17 protein-coding genes are annotated in these 13,915 nt (G+C 56.0%); 9 read left to right on the forward strand and 8 right to left on the reverse strand.

From position 1 onward, the window contains the following. Window positions 1-37: 37 nt before the first annotated feature. The 7 genes from NQT62_RS15060 to fliR are packed head-to-tail and all read left to right on the forward strand — an operon-like array spanning window position 38 to window position 4,533. Window positions 38-559, forward strand: coding sequence for a flagellar basal body-associated FliL family protein (locus NQT62_RS15060; protein WP_256765572.1), 522 nt, complete (start codon window positions 38-40; stop codon window positions 557-559). 14 nt (window positions 560-573) lie between these two features. Continuing rightward, entirely contained in the window at window positions 574-1,626 is a 1,053-nt protein-coding gene (gene fliM / locus NQT62_RS15065; protein WP_256765573.1) for a flagellar motor switch protein FliM, read from the forward strand. A gap of 30 nt (window positions 1,627-1,656) precedes the next feature. Further along, complete coding sequence (gene fliN, locus NQT62_RS15070) at window positions 1,657-2,112, forward strand: flagellar motor switch protein FliN (protein ID WP_256765575.1); 456 nt, start codon at window positions 1,657-1,659, stop codon at window positions 2,110-2,112. Between the two features lie 22 nt (window positions 2,113-2,134). Further along, on the forward strand, window positions 2,135-2,674 hold the full coding sequence (gene fliO / locus NQT62_RS15075; protein ID WP_256765576.1) for a flagellar biosynthetic protein FliO: 540 nt from the start codon (window positions 2,135-2,137) through the stop codon (window positions 2,672-2,674). After that, window positions 2,671-3,462, forward strand: coding sequence for a flagellar type III secretion system pore protein FliP (fliP, locus tag NQT62_RS15080; protein ID WP_370569197.1), 792 nt, complete (start codon window positions 2,671-2,673; stop codon window positions 3,460-3,462). Before fliO ends, fliP begins: the two co-directional genes overlap by 4 nt. A 16-nt stretch (window positions 3,463-3,478) precedes the next feature. Next, a complete protein-coding gene (gene fliQ, locus NQT62_RS15085) occupies window positions 3,479-3,748 on the forward strand; it encodes a flagellar biosynthesis protein FliQ (protein ID WP_256765577.1) in 270 nt (89 codons plus the stop codon). Between the two features lie 17 nt (window positions 3,749-3,765). Then, on the forward strand, window positions 3,766-4,533 hold the full coding sequence (gene fliR / locus NQT62_RS15090; protein WP_256765578.1) for a flagellar biosynthetic protein FliR: 768 nt from the start codon (window positions 3,766-3,768) through the stop codon (window positions 4,531-4,533). A gap of 3 nt (window positions 4,534-4,536) precedes the next feature. Here the strand turns inward: fliR and NQT62_RS15095 are convergent, their stop codons facing one another. Then, window positions 4,537-4,986: a response regulator gene (locus tag NQT62_RS15095; protein ID WP_256765579.1), complete on the reverse strand. Its 450-nt coding sequence runs from the start codon at window positions 4,984-4,986 to the stop codon at window positions 4,537-4,539. Next, window positions 4,974-7,019 carry a histidine kinase dimerization/phospho-acceptor domain-containing protein gene (locus NQT62_RS15100; protein WP_256765580.1) on the reverse strand — a complete coding sequence of 682 codons (2,046 nt, stop codon included), beginning with the start codon at window positions 7,017-7,019 and terminating at the stop codon, window positions 4,974-4,976. Before NQT62_RS15100 ends, NQT62_RS15095 begins: the two co-directional genes overlap by 13 nt. 296 nt (window positions 7,020-7,315) lie before the next feature. On the opposite strand from NQT62_RS15100, the gene NQT62_RS15105 reads away from it, so the two are divergent. Next, window positions 7,316-7,756 carry a MarR family winged helix-turn-helix transcriptional regulator gene (locus NQT62_RS15105; RefSeq protein WP_256765581.1) on the forward strand — a complete coding sequence of 147 codons (441 nt, stop codon included), beginning with the start codon at window positions 7,316-7,318 and terminating at the stop codon, window positions 7,754-7,756. Window positions 7,757-7,761: 5 nt separating this feature from the next. Then, on the forward strand, window positions 7,762-7,953 hold the full coding sequence (locus NQT62_RS15110) for a hypothetical protein (protein ID WP_256765582.1): 192 nt from the start codon (window positions 7,762-7,764) through the stop codon (window positions 7,951-7,953). A gap of 10 nt (window positions 7,954-7,963) precedes the next feature. On the opposite strand, the gene NQT62_RS15115 is transcribed toward NQT62_RS15110, so the two are convergent. From NQT62_RS15115 to NQT62_RS15140, 6 genes are all read right to left on the reverse strand, one after another. After that, the gene (locus tag NQT62_RS15115; protein ID WP_256765583.1) at window positions 7,964-8,956 is read right to left on the reverse strand and encodes a GGDEF domain-containing protein; all 993 of its coding nucleotides are present in this window, start codon (window positions 8,954-8,956) and stop codon (window positions 7,964-7,966) included. 167 nt (window positions 8,957-9,123) lie between these two features. Continuing rightward, complete coding sequence (locus NQT62_RS15120) at window positions 9,124-9,639, reverse strand: chemotaxis protein CheW (protein ID WP_256765585.1); 516 nt, start codon at window positions 9,637-9,639, stop codon at window positions 9,124-9,126. A 22-nt stretch (window positions 9,640-9,661) separates the two neighbouring features. Beyond that, window positions 9,662-11,830 (reverse strand): chemotaxis protein CheA, encoded by a 2,169-nt coding sequence (locus tag NQT62_RS15125; protein WP_256765586.1) that lies wholly within the window; start codon window positions 11,828-11,830, stop codon window positions 9,662-9,664. A gap of 2 nt (window positions 11,831-11,832) precedes the next feature. Beyond that, window positions 11,833-12,174 (reverse strand): STAS domain-containing protein, encoded by a 342-nt coding sequence (locus NQT62_RS15130; RefSeq protein ID WP_256765587.1) that lies wholly within the window; start codon window positions 12,172-12,174, stop codon window positions 11,833-11,835. A 37-nt stretch (window positions 12,175-12,211) separates the two neighbouring features. Then, the gene (locus NQT62_RS15135; RefSeq protein WP_256765588.1) at window positions 12,212-12,577 is read right to left on the reverse strand and encodes a response regulator; all 366 of its coding nucleotides are present in this window, start codon (window positions 12,575-12,577) and stop codon (window positions 12,212-12,214) included. A gap of 26 nt (window positions 12,578-12,603) precedes the next feature. Next, window positions 12,604-13,800, reverse strand: a complete 1,197-nt coding sequence (locus tag NQT62_RS15140) for a methyl-accepting chemotaxis protein (protein ID WP_256765589.1) — start codon at window positions 13,798-13,800, stop codon at window positions 12,604-12,606. Window positions 13,801-13,915: the final 115 nt, after the last annotated feature.

Here is a 13,915-nt window from a genome sequence, read left to right on the forward strand (position 1 = left end):
CAGTCAATAACCGATCAGTTTGAACCACGGAGTCAACATGGCGAAGGTCGCAGCAGTTCCTGCCAAAGCTGGCGCTGAAGAAGCCCAGGCCCCCGCAGCGGGATCGAAGAAAAAGCTCATCATCATGGTGGCCGTGGCCCTGCTTGTTCTGATTGCTGGCGGTGCCGGTGCCTTTTTCATGCTGAAAGGTGGAGAGCACAAGGGTGAAGAGGCGGCCAAGGAAGAAAAGCCCCATGGACCGCCCGCCTTCGTCGTCATGGATCCCTTTGTGGTTAACCTGGCCGCACCCGACAGCACCCGTTATTTGCAAATCGGCATCACCTATGAAACCACAGGACCCCTGATTGCCGAGGAAATCAAGACATTCACACCGGTCATTCGCAGCCGCATCCTGATGGTGCTGTCCAGCAAGAATGTCAGCCAATTGACCACCATTGAGGGCAAACAGGCCCTGATGGATGAGCTGGTGGACCTGGCCCGCGTCACCATCAAAGGCGACGTCAAAGACCCCACACACGGCATTCGTGATGTGCATTTCTCATCGTTTGTGATTCAGTAAACGGAAGCGCCACCATGCCCGGAGAATTTCTTTCACAAGACGAAGTCGATGCCCTGTTGAGGGGTGTGAACGGCGAAGAAGAAGCCAAAGAGTCGGCGGAGGCTGCAGGCGGTGTTCGCCCCTACAACCTCGCTACCCAAGAGCGGATTGTGCGTGGCCGCATGCCCACGCTGGAAATCATCAACGAGCGGTTTGCCCGTTTGGTCCGAATTGGCCTGTTCAACTTCATGCGCCGCAGTCCCGAAATTTCCGTGGGCCCAGTGAAAGTTCTGAAGTACAACGAGTTCATCCGCAACCTGGTGGTGCCCACCAACCTGAACATCATGGCCATGAAGCCGCTGCGCGGCAACGCCCTGTTCATTTTTGACCCCAGCTTGGTGTTTGCTGTCATCGACAACCTGTTCGGTGGCGATGGACGCTTTCACACCCGGGTTGAGGGCCGCGACTTCACACAAACCGAGCAGCGCATTATTGCCCGGATGCTGGAAGTGATTCGCGAGGAATACATCAAAGCCTGGGCACCGGTATTTCCCATGAAACCGGAATACCTGCGCTCGGAAATGCACACCCAATTTGCCAACATCGCCACACCATCTGAAATCGTGGTGACGTCCTCATTCTCGATTGAATTGGGCGCTGGTGGCGGCTCGCTTCACATTTGCGTGCCCTACGCCACCATGGAACCGATTCGTGATCTGCTCTATTCCAGCATGCAGGGTGACCAGGCCGAGCCAGACAAGCGGTGGGTCAGCATGCTGAAAAAGCAGGTTCAGATGGCGGAAGTCGACCTGATCGCCACCCTGGCTGAAACCCAACTCACCGTGGGCGACATCATGGAACTGCGTGTGGGCGACGTCATCCCGATCGACATTGGCAAAAACATCGAGGCGAAGGTGGACAACGTGCCCATCTTCAACTGCACCTACGGCACCAGTGGCGGACAGTACGCACTGAAAGTCAATGAAGTGCTGGCCATGCCCCAGGAAGGCGTGGGCGACAATCTGAATTTGCAAGAAATACTGAACCGCGAACAGAAACAGGCCGAACAGGCTGTTTCAGGCACCTAACGCACACACCACGGCACGAGGAAACACACCATGGCGCAACAACACGACGAAGTGGTCACCGACCCCGCAGACGACTGGGCTGCCGCCCTGGCCGAACAGGCCAAATCCAGCGGCACCGCGCAAACCGACGGTGGTGCAGACGAACTGTTTGCACAGGCCAGCGCAGCCAAGCCCGCCACCGGGCTGTTCCAGCCTTTTGGCGGCAATGTGGCGTCAGGCACTCAAAACGACATCGACATGATCCTCGACATCCCGGTTCAGTTGACTGTTGAGCTGGGTCGGACGAAGATACCGATTAAACACATCCTCCAACTGGCCCAAGGCTCGGTGGTTGAGCTTGACGGCCTGGCCGGTGAGCCCATGGATGTGCTGGTCAACGGCTATTTGATCGCGCAGGGCGAAGTGGTGGTGGTCAACGACAAGTTTGGTATCCGCCTGACCGACATCATCACACCCTCTGAGCGACTGAGAAAGCTGAATCGATGAATGCTTCACACGATTTGCTGGAATGTCTCAACACAACAATCAACTGATTTCTCAGACGGAACACCCAGCCAGCAGCTGGACAAGGCGCGCGTGCCACACGGCCGCGCGTTTTTTCATGCTCGGTGGATTGTTCATCGGGCTGGCCGTCACACAGCTTGCCATGGCGCAATCAACTGCCCAGGCACCCACCAACACGGCCAATCCACCCCCTGCCGCCGATAGCCTGAGCAGCGGCCACCTGCTGCAAACCACACTGGGTTTGCTGTTTGTCCTGGGTTTGTTGCTGGCCTTGGCTTGGGTGCTGAAGCGTGCCGGTTTTACGGCAGCCCAGAAACGGGGTGGCTTTTACAAAGTATTGGCCACCTCCAGCCTGGGGCCACGCGAAAAAATTGCCCTGATTGAAGTGGGTAACACCTGGTTGGTCGTGGGTATTACCGCTCACAGCATCAACACCTTGCACAGCCTGCCAGCCGGTGGGTTGGACATTGGTGAAGCCATCAGCCCGGCGGTCACATTTGCCAAGCTGCTGGAACGTGTCAAAACTGGCAAGGTGGGCTCATGAGCCAAACCCATCCGAAGAACACTCGGTGGTGGTGGCCCGCATTCACCCTGGGCTTTGTGGTGATTGGCCTTGCAGCCATGGCCTTGTGGGCCAGCAGTGCACAAGCCCAGCAAATTCTGCCCGGTGTTACCGCAGCACCCGGCCCGGGGGGCACCACCAACTACAGCGTGCCCATTCAAACCCTGCTGTTTTTTACGTTTCTGGGTTTTTTGCCAGCCATCCTGCTGATGATGACCGGCTTTACCCGCATCGTGATTGTGCTGTCGTTGTTGCGCATGGCCATGGGAACCCAAAACTCGCCGCCCAACCAGGTCATTGTGGGTCTGAGCATGTTTCTCACGTTTTTTGTCATGTCGCCGGTGTTCGATAAGATTTACACCGAGGCCTACATCCCGTTTTCGAAAAACGAAATCCAGTTTCAGGAACTGGCCGACCGCGCCTCAGCCCCCATCAAAGACTTCATGCTCAAGCAAACCCGAGAGCCAGACCTGGCCTTGTTCATGCGCCTGGGCAAAGTGGAAAATCTGGAGCAGCCCAGCCAGGTGCCGCTGAAAGTGCTCATTCCAGCCTTTGTCACCAGCGAACTCAAAACCGCATTCCAGATCGGCTTCATGATCTTTCTGCCGTTTCTCATCATTGACCTGATTGTCTCCAGCGTGCTGATGTCCATGGGCATGATGATGCTCTCGCCCATGCTGATCTCGCTGCCGTTCAAGATCATGTTGTTTGTGCTGGTGGATGGCTGGACACTCCTGGTTGGCTCGCTGGTCGCGAGCTTCACGGTCTAATGGAGGGCAAGCGGTTATGAACAGCCAAACCGTGTTGAATTTGGGTCAAGATGCGCTGCAAGTCATGCTGATGGTTTCTGGTCCGCTGCTGATCGTGGCGCTCATTTTGGGCTTGCTCATCAGCATCTTGCAGGCTGCGACGCAGATCAACGAAATGACCCTGTCCTTCATTCCGAAGATTTTGGGGATTTTTGCCACCCTCATGCTGCTGGGCCCCTGGATGCTGGCCACGCTGGTGGACTACACCCAGCGCCTCATCACCAGCATTCCCAACATCATCGGCTGACCGGGTCGCCTGTTCGCATGATTCCCCTGAGCGGTTCACAAATCGAGGTCTGGGTCGCGGCCTTTATTTGGCCCTTCATCCGAATCCTCGCCATGCTCTCCACTGCGCCTGTGTTCGACAACCGCAGTGTCAGTCGCCGATTGCGGGTGGGCCTGGCCGCCCTGATTGCCATGCTCATGATGCCCCTGCTACCAGCACCCCCCACCCTCACACAAGCACAGGCACTGCCCGTGCTGCTTCAACAAATTTTGATTGGGGTGTCCATGGGTTTTTCCATGCGACTGGTGTTTGCAGCGTTTGAAATGGCAGGTGACCTGTTGGGGCTGTCCATGGGGCTGGCCTTCTCGCAATTCATCGACCCAGTGCGGGGCGGGCAAAGCCCCTTGCTGGGCAGTTTCCTGGGTGTGCTGGCTTCGCTGGTGTTTTTGGCCATGGATGGCCATCTGTTGGTGATTGCCGCAGCGGTGCAAAGCTTTCAGCTGATTCCTGTGTCTGGCAACCTGTCGGTCATCAACCCGCAGAACATTGCCAGCGCCGGCAGCATCATGTTCATGCTGTCGTTGCAGATCGCCCTGCCCGTGCTGACCGCCATTCTGATTTGCAACATCGTGCTGGGTATACTGGCGCGCGCGGCCCCACAGCTCAACATCATGTCCATCGGCTTTTCAATCACCATCACCGCGGGCTTGTGGGTGTTGTGGGTCAGCTTGCCTTACTTCATCGCCGGCATCGACGGGGCGATTGGCCGTTTGTTGAGCATCTCTGTGCTGAACACATCCAGTTAGCGGCTATTCCAGGTGAAAGTCTGAATCCGACAACAGAGCGCTCGAAAAACAATCGGCGGGCGCCGCCGGATCGCTGCCCAACTGGTTTTTTACCATCACCAGCAATTCATCCACTTCAAAGGGTTTGATCAGATAATCGCTGGCACCCAAGGCCAAGGCCTTGCGCAAATCACTGGCATCACTGCGTGCGGTCAACAGAACGAAGGGAAGCTTTTCATACACCGCGTCACCGCGAACCAGGCTCAACAGCTCAAAACCATCCATAAACGGCATCATCAAATCACTGATGATCAATCGGGGCTGTTGCGCAGGCAACTCCCGCACGGCAGTCAATTGATTGAAAGCGTCCAAACCATTGGCGGCCTGCATCACATCCAGCCCGGTCAGTTCCAAAATTTGGGCCAAGTTTGCAAGAATCACCTCCTGATCCTCAACAACCATCACGCGGGGCATGTCTCCTCCTTCAAAGACGGCAAATCCACACAGAGCGCCAAATCATCGCCCTGCTGCACCATCATAAGTCGCCCACCGATAAATCGTATCACCCGCTTGGTGAGCAACAGGGAAAATGGCAAATGTTCGTCCTTGAAGGGAATAATGGTGCCTTGGTCGCTGGCATCCACACCATGGCAGGGAATGGCCCAGTCGGGCCACTGCAGCAGGCTCAGGCTCAATTGCAAACCGCCTGCTTCCGGGCGGTCTACCCAAACCTCGCCGATGTTCAACTCTTTGTCCTGCACACACGCCAGCAGCTGACGCACCACCTGGGTCAATGCATACTCGTCGGTGTAAAACTCATACCCGTTCAGCCTGGGTGAAAAGTTCAACGCATCTTTCAGGGAAGCCCCCCGCAAACGGCTGTGAGCCAACACAAAGTCGGTCAACACCCGCTGAACAGGCACCGGTTCAATCCGAAGGTTTTTGTGGGAATACCCACTGCCCATGAACATCAAGGTTTCATCCACCAAGGCACGCAGCGATTTCAAGGCCCAGCCAATCTGATCAACATAGGTCAACACCAGGTTGGCATCCGGCTCGGGTCGGTTCATGCAATTTTCGATCAAGGCCTTGGCCGATCCAATCACCGTCATCGGGGTTCGGATTTCATGGGCCAGATAATCCACAAACTGGGACTTTCGGCTGGACAGCAGATGCTCCTCGTTCAATTCTTCCCGAATGGACAACTCCAGATCCATTTCACCCGTTCGGTCATGCATCACGCCCACCAAACGGGTGGGTAAACCGTACGCATTTCGCACCGCCACAATGCGGATTTCAATCTTGAGCAGCGCGCCATACGGGGTTCGATAGCGGATTTGCGTCACATTGCTGGCGTTCGGATCGGTGAGGCAACCCTGCATGGCCTTGTTCAACTGGATTTGATCGTCTGCCAAAATGCCCACGCGCCACAAACCGGCCGGCACCAAATGCCCCAGGGGCAAGTCCAGCCCAAACAAGCGGCGCCAGGAGGGACTGAAATCCAGCAACTCCTGCTCCAGGTCCCACTCAAACATTCCCTCTTCCAACGAGAACAACGCCGCCACCAAACCTTCGATGGACACTTGGTGGTCCTTCTGCACCGCCTCAACAGAGCGCTCCAACTGCTTGCGCCGATGTTGTTCGGAGGCAAGCTCAGCCGTGGTTTGGCGCACCTGGTCAATGGCCGTCTGGTTCAACACCGACAGTTTTTGGTTATCAAATTTCAGCAACCCCACCACGCGTTGTTGAATGGTGTACACATAAATCAACAAAAACAGAATCATGAGCAAGGCCAGCACACCCATCATGGACTCAAACGCCGAAGCGCTGATCCAGAACTGGTGCCAGGGTATGGGCGAGGTGACCACCGAGACTTCTGCAAAACTCATCACCGACATGGCCACCCACTGGTTGGCCGCCGTGATGCCCAGGATGTAGAACACCCGGTCGCGGGTGCTGCGCACGCTGCGGGTCAGGCCAGTCTCCGAAAGCCTGCCCAAGGCATACAACACCAGGCAACTCACCGCCATGCTGGAAGCCACCAAGGGCCAACGGATGCGAACCACATCGGTGCTGCTCACCCCATACACAAACAGGGAATGCACGGCAAACATCACCAGGGTTCCAACCACCCCGTATATCTTGCTGAAATGAAAACGTCGCCGCAGCGCCACGCGAACGAGGGATTCGGACGACATCATGAGCGCCAGAGCCACCCAGAACCACAGCACCGCCCGCGTGATGGAGTACGAGGTCCACACCGATGTTTGCAGGGTGAGCGCAACAAAAGCCGACGAGAACAACATCGACAGCACATACAAGCTGCACACAACAGCTTGTCGGCTCAGGGTGGATCGGAATTGAAGATACTTGATCGACCGCAGGCGCAGCTCAATGCCCACTGCCATCGTCAACAGTGAGGAAAAGAAACCCAACACCAGTGCCGAAACATGTGTTTGTGTCAATACGCCCAAGTACGCAAGCCAGTCCTGCTTTACATCAATCATTGCTCTCTGCCTGCGTGTGGCGGGTTAAAAAACCAGCGCCATCCCGGTTTGAATTATTATGAATGTTACAAACTGTTATAACCCAGCACTCGGTGGTTTTCCCCACCCAGTCGGGTTAGAAATGCCCTGCAGGTTTGTTTCCCATCTTGAAGCAAATTAACGTCTGACATTGCGACAATTTGTCTACCCCAAATGGGTGAAATTGGTGGACTCACTCTAACCCCGGGATATTTGTACGCAAATGCCTCATTGCTTTATAAAATGCGGTTCATGTTGATTTGTAAATGGTTTCTGGAATGTCCACCGCCCTTGAAGACAGCCTGATTGCGCTGCGCCGCATCATCCGTGCCACGGAGTCCAGCGCGCGGGCATTGGCCAAACGGGCTGACATGGCCACATCGGAACTGCACACCTTGCAAGTGGTGGAAGACAATCCCGGTATTTCTCCCGGCGAGCTGGCCAGGGCCTTGGGGCTGTCGCCGGTGACCTCCACCGTGATTCTCCAGAAGCTGGAAGGCCGCAACCTGGTGTGCAAGGTTCGAAGCCTGAATGACAAACGTCGGCTGGAGGTACAGCTGACCGACCAGGGCCGTCAAGAGCTGGTGCAAGCGCCGTCCAGCCTGCAAGGCCGCTTCCGGTCTGAGTTCTCCACCCTGCCCGCCTGGGAACAGCACCAAATTGCTGCCGTTCTGGGACGGGTGAGCGGCCTGTTGGGCGCCGACAACCTGGACGCCTGAGGATCATGCAATTTCACGCCATCCTCAAGGCCAGTCAGCCTGTGTTCTGGTTGATGTGCGGGATATGCTTGGTTTTCCTGATTTTGACCCAGGTTGGCAAAGCGCTGGACAACCTGCAGTCCACAGAGGACATCCACTGTATTTCACCAGGCCGGCCTGCGCTGGACCGCCACTGTCAGGATCAACGCGAGAGCTGAATCTGCCCGCCTAGCGCTCGGCCACCACCACCTGGTTTTTGCCATTGCGCTTGGCCTGGTACATCAATTCGTCTGCTGCACGCAACACATCACCCGCTGTGAGGCCCTGATACCGGGTTTGAACCAGCACGCCCACGCTGGCCGACACCGGCAGGTTGGGAGCCACCTGCGCAACCACATCAAGAACGGCATCCCGAATGCGCTGCCCCAGGCAGGCCGCCGTGTCTGGGCGGTTAACCGCCTGGCTAAGCACCACAAATTCATCACCCGACAAGCGATACACCCGGTCTTCCGTTCTTAACTTCAGTTGAAGCCGTACACACACCCGGCGCAACAGCTTGTCACCCCAGTGGTGGCCCAGCGTGTCATTGACCTGCTTGAAATTGTCCAGGTCGATGAAACCGACCATGAAGGTTTTTTGCTCGGCCAGTGCGGCCCACAACGCCTGTTCCAGTGCCTTGCGGTTAAATGCACGGGTGAGTGGGTCCAGCAGGTTTTCTTCGGACAGGCTGCGGGAATTTTCGTGAATTTTCCGGCTCATCCGATAAAAATGAAACGGCAGAATGCCCAACAAAAACAGGTTGCTCAGCAGCAGTGGCGGGTTGTCCCGCCAAAAGGGGTGAGCAATCCACAACACCACAAACAGCAGGCCGCCCAACAGGCAATGCAAACCCAGAGCCCGAGGGCCGTAGCGCATGCCGCGAATCAGTGCCAACACCGACACCAAGGGAGAGGAAAAAGCCAAAGGAACTGGTGCCAGCCACAAACCGATGCCAATCACCGGTACATCGGCCAAATACAGGGCTTTTTCAAGCCACTGGGGGCGCTGCTGGCCTTGCAGCCAAACCCACTGGAACACAGCCAGGGGGAGATAAACCGCCATGAAACCCAAATAGAAGTGGGCATGGCCGGCCGGGCCTTCCAGGCTGCCGGGTGGCGTGAGCAACACCAGCAGCACAGCCAACGCGGCAAAAACCACCCGCTGGCGGCAGCGAACCAACATGTCGTGCAACTCAAACGGGGAATGGGAAACAGACGGGTTGGACGGGGATGACATGCCAGGCGGGGGTCAAGGTACAACCCCTATACTCTATGACATCGGAATAAATTTCACCCAGATGAGCGACATCCGGGTGAAACAATTCACCATCAATTTGACTATTGAATGGATTAAGCAGCTACGGTTGATTCCAAATCAGCCGGAATTTCAAAGTCCAGCAAGCGCTCCACATTCAGCACCAACACGAATTCTTCATCCACCTTGCCAATGCCCCGCAAAAAGTCGGTGCGAACACCCGCGCCAAACTGGGGCGGCGGCGAAATGGAATCACCGGAAATGTCCACCACTGCGTTGACTGCATCCACCATGAAACCAACCACCTGGGTTTCATCGGCCATCTGGCTTTCCAGAATCACAATGCAGGTTCGGCGGTTCACCGCGGTTTGGCCCTGACCAAACCGGGCGCTCAAATCCACCACCGGCACCACAGAACCACGCAAATTGATCACACCACTGATGCACTGCTGCATCATGGGCACCACGGTGATGCGGCCGTATTCGATGATTTCCTTGATTCGCAAAATTTCAACGGCCAACCGCTGGTTGCGCACCTGGAAAGTCAGGTACTGGTGGCTGGCACTGTCGGCTTCTTGAGCCGTGGCAATCTGATGGTTGATGTCGTTCATGGTCATGGGTCCTTGGGAGTTATCAGGCATGGGCCTGTTCGATCTGTTGGCTGGTCAGACTGCTCACTTCACCAATCAGCTTGGGTACATCAATAATGAGGGCCACATCGCCGTTGCCCATGATGGTGGCACCGCTGATGGCCTTGTTCTGTTCAAAAATATTGCCCAGTGGCTTGATCACTGTCTGGGACTCGCCGTGCAACTGGTCCGCCACAATACCGGCCTTGATGCCGCCGGAACTCACCACAATGATGTTCTCGCGCTTGGGTTTCGGGGCGTTGCTGCCAAACACCTTGCGCAGGCGGACACACGGCAGGAATTCACCGCGCAGGTCGTAATGAATGTCCATGCGGTCATCATCATCGCCCAGGGCGCCCACAGGCAGTTCCAAACATTCGCGAACAAAGGCCAGCGGAATCACATAGGCAGATCCGCCCACACCAATCATGAATCCATCAATGATGGCCAAGGTCAGTGGTAGACGAATCTCGAATGTGCAACCCTGACCAGGGCGTGAACGCACCTGCACCGAGCCCCTCAGGGCTTCGATGTTTTTCTTCACCACATCCATGCCCACACCCCGTCCTGAGATGTCTGTCACTTGGTCGGCGGTTGAAAAACCCGGTGCAAAAATCAACATATTGACTTCGGCATCGCTTAAGGTTTGCTCTGGTGTGATGATGCCCTTTTCAATGGCTTTCTTCAGAATCTTGTCACGTGCAAGGCCACGCCCATCGTCCGACACCTCAATCACGATGTGACCGCTATCATGGTAGGCATGCAGGCCCAATTTGCCGGTGGCTGGCTTGCCACTGGCTTGTCGTTCCTCGGGTGTTTCCAAGCCATGGTCCAGCGCATTGCGCACCAGGTGCATCAACGGGTCGCCAATGCGCTCCACCACCGACTTGTCCAGCTCGGTGTCTTCGCCTGAAATTTCCAGTTGGATCTGTTTGCCCAAACCCATGGAAATGTCGCGAACCACGCGCTGGAACCGCTGAAATGTTTCGCCGATTTGAACCATGCGCAAACCCAGCGCGCCATCACGGATTTCTTCAATCAAACCAGCCACAGCGCTGGTGGCCTCCAGCATGGAGGTGTTGTTCAGGTGTTTGGCCTGCTCGACAGTGCCAGCATTGGCGATCACCAGTTCACCGACCAAATTGATGAGCGCATCCAGCTTGTCCGACGGCACACGAATGAATTGACTGGGTGCTGCAGCCTTGTTGCTTGTTTTGGCTTTGGGTGTGGCTTTGGCAACCGGATCTGCAGCCATGATGGCTGCAAGAGCGGGCTCAACCAATGAGCCTTGTTCAACCGCAGCAGGCTGCATGGCCTGCGGGCGCTGGCAACCCAACTGTTGCAACCATTCTGCACCCCGCTCTACGCCCTCTGGATACCCCTGCAACAGCGCATCCCAACGGGCTGGTTCACACTGGTGAGGCAGAATACGCACCACGCTGTCTTCGGTCAAAAATTCAAATGCGTCTTGAATGGCGGCTTCATCCCGGTCTGTCACAAAGCGCAATTCAAAGCCCAGATAGCAAGCTTCTGGGTCCAGTTCTGCAAACGCCGGCAAATGGTCCATCACCGGCACCATGTCTTGAATATCACCGTAGGTGCTGAGGTACGCAAAAATGGGCGCTGGGTCAAAACCGTCGCAAAGGGTGGAGCGCGCCAAGCGCAGCGAAATATGCCAGGCTTGTTGCCCGCTGGCTGCCGGCACTGCTGCAATATCAGCATCAGCCGGTGTTGCAGCTTGTGCTGCGGGTGGTGTTTCATCGGCATGCAGGTAAGCTTTCAGTCGCGCGGTCAATCCATCTTGAACCACCGCCAGCTCCCCATCCACCTGCTCTGCACTGCCACCGCCTTCAATGCTGTCCACCAGCTCGGCGATGTGGTCCCGGCATTCCAGCACCAGGGTGCTCATGTTGGCATCAAAACCAATTTCGCCATTGCGAACCCGGTCCAGAACGGTCTCCAGGTTGTGTACAAAATGGGTAATCACCTGCAGGCCGAATACGCCAGCACTGCCCTTGATGGTGTGTGCTGCCCGAAAAGCTGCATTCAGCACCTCGGAATCGTCCGGGTTCTGCTCCAACTGGAGCACATAACTTTCCACCTCACCCAGCAACTGTCGGGCTTCCGTAAAGAAGATGCCACGTGACGCTTCCAGATCCAATTCAAATGCCATGTTTAATTCTCCAGGAAGCCTGCATTGATCCAGGACAGCAGGCCAAGGCGCTGGGCTTTCATGCTCACCAGCTCAGAGGGTTTGGTCCAGTGCACTTTCAAGTTGACGGCAGGGTCGATCTGAATGGCCGCCAGCAATTGCACACCGGCGGTGTCAATTTCCTGGCACTGGCTAATGTCCAACAGCACTGTGAGTCCCGCTGTCAGTTTTTGCTTGATCGCTTCAAACACGCCACCACAATCGGCAATGGTGAGTGTCTCCAGGGTCAGCACGTTGTTGTCGGTTTGTTCGTGTGCCAGCTGTGCATGCTCGTCGGCTTGGCTAACTGCAAGTTCCATGTTCATAGCGCCTCCCTCGGCCTCGTCGTGATGTGGTCCGCGTTCAGGCCACGAGTTTGTTCACGGCAGCAATCATTTGCTCCGGTTTGAAAGGTTTAACCATCCAGGCTTTCAAACCTGCGGCCTGCCCTTCAGCTTTCAATTTGTCGTCCGATTCGGTGGTCAGCATGATGATGGGTACAAACTTGTAGCTGGCCATCTTTTTGACTTCACGCACAAAAGTCAGGCCATCCATATTGGGCATGTTGAGGTCACTAACAATCAGATTGACCTTTCGTCCATCCAGCTTGGTCAATGCATCTTTGCCATCACATCCTTCCAGCACTTCAAAACCCTGGCTTTTCAGGGTCATCGAAACCACCTGGCGAAGGGAGGTGGAGTCATCAACGATCAAGACTGTTTTGCTCATGGTGTGCTCTCGTGTAATCCGTGCTTTTAGAAAAAGGTGAGTTCATCGGCGGGCGCGGCCTTGGCAACAGCCTGGCCCTGTCCGTGGTTGGTGCGTTCTTCAGCCATGGTGTAATTGCGCTCCAGCTCTTCCATCAGGGCGCCAACATTCAAGCCGTTCAGGCCCTCATGAAGCTGGCTTTGCAATTGCTCCAGGCTGTCTTTGACGTGTCCAAGAATCTGAGACACGCGGTCCTGAAACTGAAAATGCACCACAGCATTGTTCAGGCTGGCCGATACCTCATGGGTGTTGCCCACAATCTGTTCGCTGGCATGTTGCAGCGGTGTGGTCACTTGTTCAAACTGGGCCACAACGCCGGTCAATGTCTCACTGGCCTGTCCCAGCACGTGTTCATCGGACACCTGCATCCGGGCAGCACCCTCGCCTGCCCGCTTGGCCGCTTGGGCGATGGCTTGAACACGTTCACGAATTTTGACGCCTGTATCAGCCGACAACATGGAGAGCTTTCGCACCTCGTCAGCCACAATTGAGAATCCACGACCATCTTCACCAGCGCGTGCGGCTTCAATGGCGGCATTCAGGGCCAGCAGATTGGTTTTGGCAGCCAGAGATTCCACCGAGGCAGCCATTTTGGCCAGCTCGTCCGTGGAGGTGATGAATCCTTTCACCTCATCCATGATGGCGGCCTTTTCGTCCAGCGACTGGCGAATGCTCGACAGCATGGCATTCAGGCTGCGTTCCACGTTGCCAGCCAAACCGCCGTGCCCACCCGATGCGCCACCCGATGCGCCACCCAATACGCCGGCCGCTTCTGACGCGATGGTGACCGTGGCATTCAACTGGGAATGGATACCGGAGAAAGCCTGTGCCAAATTGACAATGCCGTCCTCCATCTGTTTGTTGGCCGTGGTGAGCTGGTTGTTGAGCGTGGGCACCCAGGTGTCAGCCACGCGGTTGAGCTCGGCTGTGTCGGGCAGTGCAGACTTTTGCTCTTCCAGGGCAATGTGTGCCTTGGTGATGGCGCGTTGCAACGTCAGGTTTTCAGCATTCAATGTTCGCCGGGTGGCCAACACTGAAAATGCCACAGCGCCCACACCAAAACCCAGAGCCAGCCAACTTTGAGCCATCAGTGCGCCCATACCCAACAATATCAGGGCGCTGCCGTGCATGGCCCAGGGCAGCAATTTATCCACAGTGTCGATTTTTTTGTTCGATTGGCTCATGAGTCGTCTTGTCCTTGGGTGAACGGGGGCACAAACCCACCACGTGCTTTGACACAGTGTGCGGGAAAGCCCTCACCTACAAAGGGGAGAAAAGAGCCGGGAAAAGTGGGCAATC

The sequence above is a fragment of the Limnobacter humi genome (genome assembly GCF_024518835.1).
Taxonomy (GTDB): Bacteria; Pseudomonadota; Gammaproteobacteria; order Burkholderiales; family Burkholderiaceae_B; genus Limnobacter; species Limnobacter humi.

Excerpts from the sequence above, each read along its gene's own strand:
- fliQ (WP_256765577.1), top strand. The coding sequence starts at position 3,479 with ATGAACAGCCAAACCGTGTTGAATTTGGGTCAAGATGCGCTGCAAGTC.
- fliP (WP_370569197.1), top strand. The coding sequence starts at position 2,671 with ATGAGCCAAACCCATCCGAAGAACACTCGGTGGTGGTGGCCCGCATTC.
- fliM (WP_256765573.1), top strand. The coding sequence starts at position 574 with ATGCCCGGAGAATTTCTTTCACAAGACGAAGTCGATGCCCTGTTGAGG.
- NQT62_RS15135 (WP_256765588.1), bottom strand. The coding sequence starts at position 12,577 with ATGAGCAAAACAGTCTTGATCGTTGATGACTCCACCTCCCTTCGCCAG.
- NQT62_RS15140 (WP_256765589.1), bottom strand. The coding sequence starts at position 13,800 with ATGAGCCAATCGAACAAAAAAATCGACACTGTGGATAAATTGCTGCCC.
- NQT62_RS15115 (WP_256765583.1), bottom strand. The coding sequence starts at position 8,956 with ATGTTGGTTCGCTGCCGCCAGCGGGTGGTTTTTGCCGCGTTGGCTGTG.
- NQT62_RS15100 (WP_256765580.1), bottom strand. The coding sequence starts at position 7,019 with ATGATTGATGTAAAGCAGGACTGGCTTGCGTACTTGGGCGTATTGACA.
- fliR (WP_256765578.1), top strand. The coding sequence starts at position 3,766 with ATGATTCCCCTGAGCGGTTCACAAATCGAGGTCTGGGTCGCGGCCTTT.
- NQT62_RS15095 (WP_256765579.1), bottom strand. The coding sequence starts at position 4,986 with ATGCCCCGCGTGATGGTTGTTGAGGATCAGGAGGTGATTCTTGCAAAC.
- NQT62_RS15130 (WP_256765587.1), bottom strand. The coding sequence starts at position 12,174 with ATGAACATGGAACTTGCAGTTAGCCAAGCCGACGAGCATGCACAGCTG.
- fliO (WP_256765576.1), top strand. The coding sequence starts at position 2,135 with ATGTCTCAACACAACAATCAACTGATTTCTCAGACGGAACACCCAGCC.
- NQT62_RS15060 (WP_256765572.1), top strand. The coding sequence starts at position 38 with ATGGCGAAGGTCGCAGCAGTTCCTGCCAAAGCTGGCGCTGAAGAAGCC.
- NQT62_RS15105 (WP_256765581.1), top strand. The coding sequence starts at position 7,316 with ATGTCCACCGCCCTTGAAGACAGCCTGATTGCGCTGCGCCGCATCATC.
- NQT62_RS15110 (WP_256765582.1), top strand. The coding sequence starts at position 7,762 with ATGCAATTTCACGCCATCCTCAAGGCCAGTCAGCCTGTGTTCTGGTTG.
- fliN (WP_256765575.1), top strand. The coding sequence starts at position 1,657 with ATGGCGCAACAACACGACGAAGTGGTCACCGACCCCGCAGACGACTGG.
- NQT62_RS15120 (WP_256765585.1), bottom strand. The coding sequence starts at position 9,639 with ATGAACGACATCAACCATCAGATTGCCACGGCTCAAGAAGCCGACAGT.
- NQT62_RS15125 (WP_256765586.1), bottom strand. The coding sequence starts at position 11,830 with ATGGCATTTGAATTGGATCTGGAAGCGTCACGTGGCATCTTCTTTACG.